The 11,927-nt window shown below is 50.8% G+C and carries 12 protein-coding genes; 6 read left to right on the forward strand and 6 right to left on the reverse strand.

What is annotated here, in order from left to right:
• Positions 1–62 precede the first annotated feature (62 nt).
• Entirely contained in the window at positions 63–494 is a 432-nt protein-coding gene (locus HWI92_RS02390; RefSeq protein WP_204660609.1) for a VOC family protein, read from the forward strand.
• 114 nt (positions 495–608) lie between these two features.
• Here HWI92_RS02390 and HWI92_RS02395 read toward each other — a convergent pair whose 3' ends face one another.
• From HWI92_RS02395 to HWI92_RS02405, 3 genes are all read right to left on the reverse strand, one after another.
• Entirely contained in the window at positions 609–3,128 is a 2,520-nt protein-coding gene (locus tag HWI92_RS02395) for an ATP-binding protein (protein ID WP_204660610.1), read from the reverse strand.
• 132 nt (positions 3,129–3,260) lie between these two features.
• Positions 3,261–4,418: an alcohol dehydrogenase catalytic domain-containing protein gene (locus HWI92_RS02400; RefSeq protein ID WP_204660611.1), complete on the reverse strand. Its 1,158-nt coding sequence runs from the start codon at positions 4,416–4,418 to the stop codon at positions 3,261–3,263.
• Positions 4,419–4,594: 176 nt separating this feature from the next.
• Positions 4,595–5,764 (reverse strand): YihY/virulence factor BrkB family protein, encoded by a 1,170-nt coding sequence (locus HWI92_RS02405; RefSeq protein WP_204660612.1) that lies wholly within the window; start codon positions 5,762–5,764, stop codon positions 4,595–4,597.
• Between the two features lie 177 nt (positions 5,765–5,941).
• Between HWI92_RS02405 and HWI92_RS02410 the strand changes: the two genes are divergently transcribed.
• Both HWI92_RS02410 and HWI92_RS02415 read left to right on the forward strand, forming a co-directional pair.
• Complete coding sequence (locus HWI92_RS02410; protein ID WP_204660613.1) at positions 5,942–6,610, forward strand: NAD-dependent epimerase/dehydratase family protein; 669 nt, start codon at positions 5,942–5,944, stop codon at positions 6,608–6,610.
• A gap of 28 nt (positions 6,611–6,638) precedes the next feature.
• Positions 6,639–7,064 (forward strand): VOC family protein, encoded by a 426-nt coding sequence (locus tag HWI92_RS02415; RefSeq protein WP_204660614.1) that lies wholly within the window; start codon positions 6,639–6,641, stop codon positions 7,062–7,064.
• Positions 7,065–7,193: 129 nt separating this feature from the next.
• Here HWI92_RS02415 and HWI92_RS02420 read toward each other — a convergent pair whose 3' ends face one another.
• The gene (locus HWI92_RS02420) at positions 7,194–8,183 is read right to left on the reverse strand and encodes a ScyD/ScyE family protein (RefSeq protein WP_204660615.1); all 990 of its coding nucleotides are present in this window, start codon (positions 8,181–8,183) and stop codon (positions 7,194–7,196) included.
• 160 nt (positions 8,184–8,343) lie between these two features.
• On the opposite strand from HWI92_RS02420, the gene HWI92_RS02425 reads away from it, so the two are divergent.
• Together HWI92_RS02425 and HWI92_RS02430 are read left to right on the forward strand one after the other, a co-directional pair.
• Positions 8,344–9,114: an oxygenase MpaB family protein gene (locus tag HWI92_RS02425; protein ID WP_204660616.1), complete on the forward strand. Its 771-nt coding sequence runs from the start codon at positions 8,344–8,346 to the stop codon at positions 9,112–9,114.
• 57 nt (positions 9,115–9,171) lie between these two features.
• Positions 9,172–9,681 carry a PH domain-containing protein gene (locus HWI92_RS02430; RefSeq protein ID WP_204660617.1) on the forward strand — a complete coding sequence of 170 codons (510 nt, stop codon included), beginning with the start codon at positions 9,172–9,174 and terminating at the stop codon, positions 9,679–9,681.
• Positions 9,682–9,729: 48 nt separating this feature from the next.
• On the opposite strand, the gene HWI92_RS02435 is transcribed toward HWI92_RS02430, so the two are convergent.
• Positions 9,730–10,416, reverse strand: a complete 687-nt coding sequence (locus HWI92_RS02435; RefSeq protein WP_204660618.1) for an outer membrane beta-barrel protein — start codon at positions 10,414–10,416, stop codon at positions 9,730–9,732.
• A gap of 167 nt (positions 10,417–10,583) precedes the next feature.
• On the opposite strand from HWI92_RS02435, the gene HWI92_RS02440 reads away from it, so the two are divergent.
• Entirely contained in the window at positions 10,584–10,991 is a 408-nt protein-coding gene (locus tag HWI92_RS02440; protein ID WP_204660619.1) for a VOC family protein, read from the forward strand.
• Positions 10,992–11,125: 134 nt separating this feature from the next.
• Here HWI92_RS02440 and HWI92_RS02445 read toward each other — a convergent pair whose 3' ends face one another.
• Positions 11,126–11,902, reverse strand: a complete 777-nt coding sequence (locus HWI92_RS02445) for a DUF72 domain-containing protein (protein ID WP_204660620.1) — start codon at positions 11,900–11,902, stop codon at positions 11,126–11,128.
• Positions 11,903–11,927: the final 25 nt, after the last annotated feature.

Below are 11,927 nucleotides of genomic sequence, written 5' to 3' on the forward strand. Positions count from 1 at the left end.
GGCCGGGCGCTTACTTTTGGATTCACAAGCATTCACAATAATCAGCCAAAATCCTTTCAACCATGCCCAAGATCAATACTTACCTGAACTTTGACGGACAGGCAGAAGAAGCTTTCAACTTTTACAAATCCGTATTCGGAGGTGAATTTATGATGGTACAGCGGATGAGCGATATGCCGGGTGCGGAGCGGCTGCCCGAAAGTGAGCGCAACCGGGTTATGCATATTTCCCTGCCTTTTGGTACAAACGACGTGCTTATGGCCTCGGACATCCTTCCTTCGGCGGGACATAAGCTTACGGTCGGTAACTTTTCCTATATATCGGTTTTTGCAGACAGCCGTGAACAGGCCGATGCATTTTTTAACGGCCTTTCACAAGGCGGAAATATTGAGATGCCCATGGAGGATGCTTTCTGGGGAGATTACTTCGGCAGTTTTCAGGATAAATATGGTGTAGGCTGGATGATCAACTTTCCGGCCCAGCATCAGGGATAGTATTTCTTTTTTGTTCCTTCAAAAGATCTCGCGGACTGCCTTGCCTGGGCAGCTCCGCGTTTTTTTTGCCATGGGACTGCTTTCCGGAAAGTGGTGCCGAAGGAGCAGGCAGGTTCACTCGATAGGCAGGTATATGCTGAATACCGAACCCGCATCCGGCTCGCTGGTGGCTGTGATAGCCCCGCCATGATTGAATGCTACCTTCTCGCAAATGGCCAGCCCGATGCCCGTACCGGGAAACTCGCTCTTGCCATGCAGCCGCTGAAAAACCTGGAAGATCCGGTCTTTATACATCGGATCAAAGCCGATACCATTATCAACTACGTCGATCTGGTGGTACCGTGCCACACTCCTGCGGGCCACTACTTTCGGCGGCAGGGCTGTCAGTATCCGGGCATCAATGCGGATCACAGGCGGGATGCCGGGTTTGTGAAATTTAAGTGCATTGCTGATCAGGTTGTTGAAAAGCTGCATCAGCTGCGACTGGTCGCCCGTAATAATGGGCAGTTTCCCGATCTCTATGGTTGCTCCGGTTTCTTCAATGGATAGTTCGAGGTCAGAGAGTACCCATTTCATCACGGTTTTGAGTGAAACCAGGTCACGTTTGATCTCCTGGTTGGAAACCCGGGAAAATGACAGCAGGTCTTCTATCAAGGCAGACATGCGGCTGGCGGCCTGCTGCATTCTGCTCAGGTAGCTTGCCGCTTCCTGACCAATGTCCGTCCCGATCTTTCCGGCCAGCAGCGTACCAAAAGTCTGAATCTTACGCAGTGGCTCCTGCAGGTCATGCGAGGCAACATAGGAAAACTGCTGCAGACTGTTGTTGGAGTTGACGAGGCGCTTGTTGGTTTGTACCAGCTCCTCATTAATTCCTTCAATCTGCGCCACATTGTCTTCCAGTTCCTGGTTAATATTCACCAGCTTTTCATTGGTAGCGGCAAGCTCCTCGGTCCGCTGCTGTACCAGCCGTTCGAGGGTGCTGAGCAAAGCGCGGTGCTCGGTAACATCCTGCATGGTACCGCCCAGCTTGTAGGCGTGCCGGTCATTGTCAAAGTAGGTCCTTCCCTGTGCTGTCAAGGTTTTGCGCAAGCCGGTTTTATCCTGGTCCAATGTAAACTCAACCTTGAACACCCGCTCGCTATTTGCAGTCAGACATTCCTCCACAACCTGCCGCAGCTTGGTGCGGTCAGGCTCCTGCACTTTTTCGTATATATCCGCGAAAGTGGCCGTAAAGCCGGGTTCGAAATCAAACCACTGTCCCAGGCGCCGGGAAAAGCTCAGCTTCTGTGTTTCCAGATCGAGCTGCCAGGTACCCAGCTCGGCAAGGTCCACTGCACCGCGCAGGGTACTTTCAGCTTCTTCGATTTTCTGGCGCGCAAGCACTTGCTCGGTTACGTCTATCCCGATCGCCAGCACCGCACTGATCCGGCCGTCGGCATCGTGCAAAGGTGTATTGGTAAAGTCAAAGTACCGGTGGTGTTCCCCGTCGTCCTTGTGCAGTGTGACGGGATTGGCATAAGAGCGGTTTATTTTTCCGGTAATAAAAATATCATCCAGTACATCCACCAGGTGCTGCCGGCCGGGGTCCTGTACGATCTGCCGCAGCGGCTTGCCTGCTATGTCCGGACCTTTGCCTACAATTTCGATAAAAGCCTGATTGGGCATTTCAATGATCAGGTCACGGCCGCGGAGTAGCCCGATGGCAGTCGGGAATGCAGCCAGTACCGCCGCCAGATTGGCTTCACTGGCGCGGGAAGCTTTCAGTGCCTGCACCTCATGGGTAACATCCACCGCCATATGAAATATGCCGAACACGTTACCTTCGTGATCGAACATGGGTTTATAAATGAAGTCGAAATAGTAAGTGCCGGATCTGCCATTCTGATGCAGCACTACCGGCGCTGCCTGCAATTCAATGGTTTTGCCGGTCACAAAAACCTGGTCGAGCAGGTCCAGGGATGATTGTTCGTCCAGCTCGGGGACAGCATCTCTTAATGTTTCTCCAATAACAGTTCTGTCCTTTCCCCAGTAGCTGATCATTACGTCATTGGCAAACTCAATCTTCAATGACCTTCCCATGTACATGGCAGTAGCGACGGGAGCTTCCTCGATCAGATATTGCAGCCGCTGTTCAAGACCTTTGGCGCGGGCAAGTTGTTCTTTTGCAGATAAATGCGAAGCTTCCTCAGCCGAAATGTTGAAGGAGCCCTTCTTTTCATGCTCCTGAAAACGGTTGAGGTGTTTGGAAACATCCTGTAAAATGCCATGCAGCTTGGGAGAGGGCTTTGCAGGGTCAAAAACAGCCTGTCCCCTGCAATGCAGCCACCGCGGCGTACCTTCACTCGCCACACAATGCCGGAAATCAATTTCTACTTCTTTACCGGGTATACCTTCCATTACTTCCCGGAAGCATTTTAGTAAGCGGGCCCGGTCGCGGCTGTCGGCAAAGTCAAAGATATGCGGATAGGGAATAATGTCCTCAGTTGCACCCAGCAGCTGCTGGGCGATTGGGGATAAATGAAACTCCTTGCTGTCCGGGTTCAATTCCCAGATGCCTATGCCGGCAGCAGTGAGTGCAGCAGTCATGCCCTCCATTCTGTCTTCTTCGCTGACGGTCTTTGAGAAGCTGTTCATTGTGCTCAGGCAAGATTACTTCCTGCGGAACCCGGATATAAGCCTTCGCCCGCCTTGAAGTTGTAGTGTGGAATTAATTTATTTCGGCAGGAAGATGAAGATGTCCGGAAGTACCTTCCGGACATCTTTCTATTAAGGTTTCAATACAACCTTCACGCAATCGTCTTCCTTATTGTTAAAGATTTCGTACATTCTTGATGCGTCGGTAAGCGGCACTTTGTGGGTGATGATGTCATCCAGCACTACCTTTCCTTCCTGTACCAATGCAATCAGGTGATCAATGTACTTATGGACGGTTGCTTGTCCGCCCTTCATCTGAATACCCTTGTCAAACCACTGGTGCAGCGGGAAATTATCAAACGGAGTACCATATACGCCTACCACGGTCACCACACCGCCCCTGCGGACTGCATCCAGGCAATAACCCAGTGTTTTCATGGTTCCTACCTGTGCGCGCACTACGTTCAATGCTTTTTCTACAAAGTTGCGGTCGGCTTCCATGCCTACTGCATCCACACATACATCGGCTCCGTAGCCTCCGGTCATCTGGCGGATTTCGTCCACGGCATTGGTGCGGGATGCATCAATGGTTTCTACGTGAGCTGCTTTTTTAGCCATTTCGAGCCGGTAGGGCAGGATGTCCACGCCAATTACCCGGCTTGCACCGCGGATCCAGGCTGCCTTCATGGCCATGATGCCCACCGGTCCGCAGCCAAATACCACCACCACTTCGCCGCCTTTGAGCTGTGCCCAGTCAATCGCTGCCCAGCCGGTCGGGAAAATATCGGTCAGGAATAAAGCCTGGTCATCGGTAAGGTTATCGGGAACCACGCGCGGTCCAATGTCGGAGTAGGGTACCCGTACATATTCAGCCTGGCCGCCGCTGTATCCGCCATAAAGATCTGTATAGCCAAATAGTGCGCCGCCTTTTCCTTTGAGCAGGCCGCCTTCAGGTCCGTAAAATTCAGGGTTTGAATTTTCACAATGCGTATGCAGATCCATGCTGCAGAAGTGGCAGTGTCCGCAGGCGATCGGAAATGGTATTACCACCCGGTCACCTCTTTTAAGATTGTTGACACCGGCTCCCACTTCCTCTACCACGCCCATGAACTCGTGTCCGAGGATCAGGTCTTTGGGCTGGGGAAAGAGTCCGTTGTAAATGTGCAGATCGGAACCGCAGATGGCAGTGGAAGTCACTTTCAGGATGGTATCCCTTGGATTTTCAATGCGCGGATCCTCTACATTGTCAACGCTCACATTTTTTTTTCCGTGAAAAACTAAGGCTTTCATATGTTTATGATTAGTTAACAAAAAACCTTTAAAACAATTATCATTCCTGCCTGGCACTACTTAATCCGCACTATGCTTCTGTCCGAGACGGAATAATGTATTGCGGATAAAATTACGGATCGGTTTACCCAGGAAGATCAGCGCGGGTATAGCGAGCACGCACACTGCCAGCATAATCAGGTATCCGAGGTAGTTGCTGTTGAGTCCAACGTTGATAAAATGCCGATCACGATAATCAGGGTAATGAAAGTCACCAGTCCGAGCAGGGCTACAATCGCGTAGTAGGCCGCGGGAGAGGCAAGTCGGGCAACCAGTGCCTCACCTTCTTCCCGTACCTTCGCGAGCTTTTCGTCGACAAACTGGTTGACCGTATCCATCAGCTTGCCGGGTGCGCTGGTTATTGCAGCCAGCTTTGGAGCAGCAGGTTCGGGAATTGGTGCGGCTTCATCCGCCTCTTTTTCCTTACGGATTACGGTTACGGCATGCTCATTGGGCGTGATGCTGTGACCATTGGAGCGCGCGTAAACCTTGGTAAACTCCGCACCGAAATAGAGAATAATGGACGAATAGTAAATCCAGGTAAGCAGGATGACGATCGAAGCCGAGGCACCATAGGACGCGCCGAGGTCGGACTTGCCCAGGTAAAAGCTGATGGCAAACTTGCCGATCGCAAAAAGCACGGAGGTAAAAATAGCGCCCACGAAGCATTCTTTCCAGCGCACATGCCCGTCGGGCAGGATCTTAAAGATCACGGTAAAAAGGGCGGTGATAATGATCAGTACCAGTGAAGCATTCAATGCTGAAAACAGGATGACGGACAGGTCTGAAAAGTACCTTTCCAGCCTGGTACTCAGCAGATCCACCATGGCATTCACACCGAGGGATACGATCAGCAAAAAGCCCAGCGTGATGATCAGCGAAAAGGAAAGCAGCCTGTTTTTCAGGTAAGCCAGCCAGCCTTTGTGCGGTTTTGACTTGATTGCCCAGATATAGTTGATGGAGTCCTGGATTTCGGCAAAAACCCCGGTGGCACCAATAACAAGGGTAACACCTCCGATAATGGCTGCCAGCGTAGACTTGTTGGTGACAGCTGCATTTTTGACCAGTTCCTGCACCTGCTCGGCTGCCTGCTTGCCCACAAGCCCGCCGATCTGCCCCATCAGTTCGCCCTGAAATGCCTCTTTACCCAGGAAAATACTCGCCAGCGAGATGATCAGGAGCAACATCGGCGCAAGCGAAAAGATGGTGTAATAAGATAAGGCTGCACTGAGTTTCAGTGCATTGTCCTCCGAAAACTCCGAAAAGCTTTCCTTCATCAGGGAAATCGCAAATTTGATCCGCTGCATAGTTCTTCCATTGATTTTGAGTGAGCGCCCCAGCGGTAGTTTCGTATACTTTTCCGGTTTAATGAAAAAGATATATTTTGCTAACTTCCCCGGCAGCGTAGTTTTAACAGAGTGAAAAAACGAACTGCTTTGCGAGGTAAACAATTGTACCAGCAAACCTAAAACTCAGTTGAAGAAATGATGAAAAATGCAATTGTATTCGGTGCCAGCGGCTTTATAGGATCTTTTTTGCTGGGTGAACTGCTGTCGAGCCCCGACTATGCACAAGTTACGGCGGTGGTGCGGCACGCGCTGCCAATCTCTCACCCCAAGCTCAAAACGCTGATCGCTGACTATGATACGCTGCCCGCGCTCAAAGACCAGATTATGGCCGACGAGGTGTTTATTGCCCTGGGTACCACCCGGAAAAACACTCCTGATCAGCGCAAATATTACGAGGTGGATCACGACTATCCCGTACTGGCAGCCAAAATCGCCAAAGAGCGCGGTGCCAGGGCGGTTTTTATCGTCACCAGTGTAGGGGCAAATGCCGGTTCTTCTACATTCTACATCCGTACCAAGGGAGAAACGGAACGCGATATCATTGCGCTAGGGATGGAGCAGACGCATATTTTCCGGCCTTCCATGCTGATGGGCAGCCGGATGGAGAAACGGACACTCGAAAAACTCCTGATCAATACTTTTTCCATTGTTAATCCATTGTTGTTCAGTAAAAAGCTGAAAGTTTATAAAGGCATTGAAGGCAGGGATGTGGCACGCGCCATGGTAGCTGCTGCGCGTAAGCCGGTGGTGAAGATCAAGGTCTACCATTGGCAGGATATGCAGGACCTGCTCCGCCTGGGATAGTATTTTCAATCAACAATAATCAAACAAGATGGCGACAATCAAACTGGTACCTTACCTGTTTTTCGGGGGAAACTGCAGGGACGCAATGGAGTTTTACAAAGATGTGTTCGGAGGCGAACTTACGCTGACCGAATACGGTGAAGGCCCGGAGGACGCGCACAGCGACCCAAAAGCCAATACGCAGGAAATGAAATCCAAGATCATGTACTCCAAACTGGACGGCCCATTTATTTTGCAGGCGAGCGACAGTCCCTACCGCGAAGACGGCAAGAAGATCGATGCTTTCAGTCTTTCCCTGGAAGGTGACGACGCAGAAAAACTGACAGCGTATTTCAAAAAATTGTCCGCAGGCGGCGACGTCTCCGCTCCGCTTGAAAAACAATTCTGGGGCGATACTTTCGGCATGCTGACAGACCGTTTCGGCGTAAGCTGGATGGTCAGTATACAAGCCTGAAACATTGTGGAGGTTGATCCCGGTAAATTCCGGTCCCAGCGAGAACTTGTGGAAAGGAAAATATTTTAACCAAAACAAAAAAGGCACCGGCTTTGAAACCGGTGCCTTTTTTGACTGCGTTACTCCTGCTTAATAGGTCAGCTTGTAGAGGTGTCCCAAAGCATAACTGATTACATGGTACTGGCGGTCGCCGGTGCGCTTGATGTCGGTCGGCATCATCAGGCCGCCTGCCAGCACGGTACCATTTTCATCAAGTACGCCCCCTGAAAAAGGCTTGAATCCGTCGGGGATCGCAAAGTCTGCAAATTTGGTGACCAATGGTTTTCCGCCTGGTGAAAGCGCGATGTGTGTCAGGGTAGTGAAACCTTCTTTATACACTGAAACCGTTCCGTCCGATGTTATAGCGAAAATTTTGGCATTGCCGGAAATAAAAGGTGCGCCCGATAATGTGCTCACCAGAAATTTGTTGCCATCATATACAATGCCCGTCGGCACGGCATCCACGTTGGCTCCCAGCTTGGGCAGCTTCGCAAAAAGGGAAAGATCACCCGTTGTTTTATCGCGTCTGAAAATTGCATTTGCACCTGCGTCAGTCAGGTATATGTGCCCGTCAGGACCGGGTGTAAGCGCAAAAAGGTTGGAGTTCACGGGGTCGGTCAGGTTCAAATCCCTGATCTGCTGGCCGTACTCACGAACTTCCAGGGACGAAAGTGCAATTTGCGGATCACTGAACTGGTAACCGGCAACGTTGGCGACAAAAATTTTCCCGTCGATGCCATGCACAATGTAGAGCTTTCCGTTATCATACAGCAAGTGGCTGAGCCCTTCATTGGACTCCGGCCCGGCGGTGGAGTTGAAGCCGGAAATAACGGTTTTCTTTTGTCCTGACGGAGTAATCATGACAACCGCGCCATCATTGTTGCCGGTCCCGATTTCGGCAATCCAGAGGTTACCCCTGTCATCCGCAGCCAGCCCGATGGGCGCGCGAAGCGTAGTGTCCTGGGTAGTTACTGCAAACTGTACCGGGTCGGTGGTAGGTATTTCATGATCGGTGCAGGCAAAAAATCCGGCGGTAAAAAACAGGCAGGCGGCAAAAGAAAGTAGAAAGCTCTTTTTCATGTGGCGTAATTTTGAACGTTGTTTATGTGAAACTGGAAAAGCAAAATAAGGCTATTGTCATGTAACTTAATGTTTTACAACAAGGCACATCACCCACTATTTACTAACCGGCAAACCAACTCACCAACTCACACATTCACTAACTCACTAACTCACCAACATGCCCCCCTTCGTCTCCCATACCTCCATTGTCCGTAAAATCTGGGGCAAGGCAGATACGATCCTGTTCATCTTTGCCGGCGCATCGGCTGAGTTTGCATTGAACAGGTCGGTAGACTGGTTCTATTATACCGGGCGGCTGCCGGCAGATCCTCTCGGGCGATTATTCTCGACCGTAACTTATGCCCGCAGCATTGTTTTTTCAGAACATGAAGCTGCCCTGCGTGCAATCGACCAGATTACGGGAATCCACCGCTCCGTGGAGGACCAGCGTGGGGAGACTATTCCGGCGAGCGCCTACCGGGATGTTCTTTTTATGCTGATCGACTATTCAATACGTTCCTACACTTTGTTGGAAAGACCATTGCGTGAAGCTGAAAAGACCGAAGTGTTCAACGTTTTTTATCAGGTAGGGGCACGCATGCAGATTCCCGGGTTGCCGGAAACTTACCGTGCGTGGGAAGTAATGCGCGCACAGCATTTACAGGAGAACCTGATTAAAAGCGACTTTTCCGCAGACCTTTATCAGCAATACCGCAAACATTTGGGCGCCGTACGGTACATGTTGCTGATGCAGGTACAGGCGCGGCTGGTTCCAGGGCATGTCAAGCAGCTGCTCGGTTTGGGTAGCGGGGCAGGAATTGCTATATTATTGCCTTTGTATAAATTGCTGCGCATCCTTCATGTACATACGGTGATGCGGAATGCATTGCTGCCGGCGCAGTACTTAAACCCGGTTGTGGAACTGGATGTGGACGAAGCAAAACTGTAATCAGCCAGTAAGGCAGCCAGCAGTCTTTTGAATTAATGATTTTTATAAAATAAAGCGATGATGATGCACCAGGAAAACAGCACGGTTTACAGCGCCTCACTGGATAAGATGGCCAAATGGGTGACGGCCGGCGTGACACTCCTTTTTCTTTTCATCGTACTCAGCCCGCTTTTTACGGACCAGAACGGTGGGTGGGGGACTGCTGTGGTTTCGGGCGTGTTGCTGTGGTCGATATACCTGGTTTGCTATGGGTTGCGTCCTGCGGGCTATGTGATCCAAAGTGACAGGCTGACCATTCGCAGGCCTTTCAAAAATGCTGTCATTCTACGGTCTCAGATCAGGGAAGTACACCTGCTGGACGATGAAGCATTAAAATGGTCGATACGTACTTTCGCGGTCGGGGGACTTTTCGGGTATTTTGGAAAATTTGCAAATACAAAACTCGGCAGCATGACCTGGTATGCCACCCGTCGCACCCGTGCTGTGCTGATCCGGACTGTAAATGATAAGAAAATTATCGTAACCCCGGACAATGCCGGGGACTTTGTGCGCAGGCTTGGAGAATGAAGGGGATGCGCTGCGGCATTTACCGATCGTGCAAAATACCCCGCTCACTCAGAAGCTGATGCCTGCCGACACTTGTAAGGTCCTTGTTTTTAGCTGCGAGTGGGAGATTCCGTCGATTGCAGGCTCCCGCGTCGCCGTCGTACCGAAGCCCTCCTGAATGCGGATGGATACCGGGATGGTCACTTTCCACACATCCACTTCAACGCCTGCACCGGCAGTTAGTCCAATCGCGTCTTTGGAAGTTCCGGATTGAAGATCCTCTCTGATATCAATATCGGAGCAGCCTGCAAAACCACAAAATTCACGCTTTCCGCGCATGCTCATTGCCGTGCGGATACGAAGCATAGGACCGATCTCAGCGAAGGGTCGTACCCTGCCGGACGAAATCGTGTAGCGTATCAGCAGCGGTACATGAATCGCCTGCCACTTCCAGTCATACCGGAAATAATACATGCCATTACCATCCTCCTCCCTGCTTTGCCGGAAAGTATTGAAGCCGGGTTGTAAATGCAGTGAAAATCCTTCCGGTTCTTTCGATAAGGCATACCGGAGATCCAGTCCGGCGGTGAGGCCCGAAATAGCGGAAAGGTGGTCCGACGTATAAATCTTACCGGAAATCTGCGGTCCCCCGTAAACCCCGATCCCAAACTTCCGGAATGAGCGGGTGTCCTGAGCCTGTGCCATGGCAGCCAGACCAATATGGGCAAGCACGAAAAGGAATAGCTGTTTCATCATCGAGTGTATTTAGTTTTTCTTCCAGACAATCTGCCCGGCCATTTCGTTGCAAAACGGTTTGTCGCAATGCCCCCCTTATATTGTCTTGAAATCACCCATGGAGATCAAAACCTGCATCCTACATTTGTATACGAGCATTTCTTAACATTATCTGATCATAAGGAAACATGGAAAAACTCAATTTACATCCGTATCTCATGTTTGATGGAAACTGTCGCGCAGCGCTGGAATTTTACAAAGGCATTTTTGGCGGGGAGCTGAACGTGATGACCTACGGCGACCTGGACGGAAGCTGCCCGGATGGTGTGCGCGACCAGGTAATGCATGGCACGCTGATGGGCGGAGCCATCGACTTTATGGCTGGCGATGCACCCGACGGGATGCCGCTGGGCACGGGGAAAATCAACCTGTCACTCAGCGGGACCGATGAGCGTGAGCTCCGTGAAACGTACGAAGCACTTAGCGAAGGAGGGACCGTTGTAGTACCCCTCGACCGCCAGATGTGGGGTGATATCTTCGGCGCCTTCCAGGACAAGTTCGGGATTGACTGGATGATGAACATACGCACGGAGTAGCAGCTTAAAGCAGCAGACAAAGCCTTTCCCGGATTTTCTGGAAACCTTAGTTCAGAACAAGCCTGCCTCTTGCACGGGAAATGTAAAGACTTTTTCAGGGCATTGTATCGTCATGCTACCCAATATTTTTCCAGTTATACCGGATCCTCTTCACCACTGCTTACGGCTGCATTCAGAAGGTTCAGGTTTTTCATTGCTTCGCCCATGGTGTTGTTGAAATAGGCGTATACGGTAAGATCTTCCTGAGTCCACTCGCGGATACGCTCGGCAAATTCGTATAAAAAATCATCCTCATATTGTCCCCGGTAGTCGCCTTTGGGGCCGTGAAAGCGTAAGTACCGGAAGCGGGTCCATTCATCGGGCATTTCGGGTGCGGAACCTGGCTTGTCATGCAGTACTATCCCGGCACCAAAATGATCCAGTAATTCGTAAGTAGCATCTGTATACCACGAATCATGACGGAATTCCAGGGCCATGTTCCACTCTTTCCGCGGATCACCTTCGGCCAGCGTTTGAAGCAGTACTTCCAGCCTGGGTTGCATGATTGCCTTCAATGAAGGCGGGAACTGTACCAGCAGGCAGCCTTTCTTAGGCCCGATCTGATTTATAACATCCATAAACCGCAGTACGTCATCGGGGTTGAATATCAGACCCTTCTGGTGCGTGATGTCGCGCCAGAGCTTGAACGTAAACCGAAAATTGTCGGGAACCTGAGTAGCCCAGTTCCTGACCGTGGAAGCGAGCGGTATTTTGTAAAAAGAGCTGTTGATCTCAATGCTGTTAAACATGGAAGCATAGTAAGTAAGGCGGCTCTTATTTTTAAATTCCTCGGGGTAAAACTGCTTGTTGGGCACGGGGAGTACCAGTCCGCTCGTGCCTGCGTAAAAGTTTTGTGAAGCGGTCTCTTGCATGGGCATGGATGTTAAATGCCCGTTT

This window comes from Dyadobacter sandarakinus, from assembly GCF_016894445.1.
Classification (GTDB): Bacteria; Bacteroidota; Bacteroidia; order Cytophagales; family Spirosomataceae; genus Dyadobacter; species Dyadobacter sandarakinus.

Bases quoted from the DNA above. Each gene is read 5' to 3' on its own strand.
- HWI92_RS02430 (WP_204660617.1), top strand. From the start codon at position 9,172: ATGATGATGCACCAGGAAAACAGCACGGTTTACAGCGCCTCACTGGAT.
- HWI92_RS02435 (WP_204660618.1), bottom strand. From the start codon at position 10,416: ATGATGAAACAGCTATTCCTTTTCGTGCTTGCCCATATTGGTCTGGCT.
- HWI92_RS02445 (WP_204660620.1), bottom strand. From the start codon at position 11,902: ATGCAAGAGACCGCTTCACAAAACTTTTACGCAGGCACGAGCGGACTG.
- HWI92_RS02440 (WP_204660619.1), top strand. From the start codon at position 10,584: ATGGAAAAACTCAATTTACATCCGTATCTCATGTTTGATGGAAACTGT.
- HWI92_RS02405 (WP_204660612.1), bottom strand. From the start codon at position 5,764: ATGCAGCGGATCAAATTTGCGATTTCCCTGATGAAGGAAAGCTTTTCG.
- HWI92_RS02420 (WP_204660615.1), bottom strand. From the start codon at position 8,183: ATGAAAAAGAGCTTTCTACTTTCTTTTGCCGCCTGCCTGTTTTTTACC.
- HWI92_RS02395 (WP_204660610.1), bottom strand. From the start codon at position 3,128: ATGAACAGCTTCTCAAAGACCGTCAGCGAAGAAGACAGAATGGAGGGC.
- HWI92_RS02415 (WP_204660614.1), top strand. From the start codon at position 6,639: ATGGCGACAATCAAACTGGTACCTTACCTGTTTTTCGGGGGAAACTGC.
- HWI92_RS02400 (WP_204660611.1), bottom strand. From the start codon at position 4,418: ATGAAAGCCTTAGTTTTTCACGGAAAAAAAAATGTGAGCGTTGACAAT.
- HWI92_RS02425 (WP_204660616.1), top strand. From the start codon at position 8,344: ATGCCCCCCTTCGTCTCCCATACCTCCATTGTCCGTAAAATCTGGGGC.
- HWI92_RS02410 (WP_204660613.1), top strand. From the start codon at position 5,942: ATGATGAAAAATGCAATTGTATTCGGTGCCAGCGGCTTTATAGGATCT.
- HWI92_RS02390 (WP_204660609.1), top strand. From the start codon at position 63: ATGCCCAAGATCAATACTTACCTGAACTTTGACGGACAGGCAGAAGAA.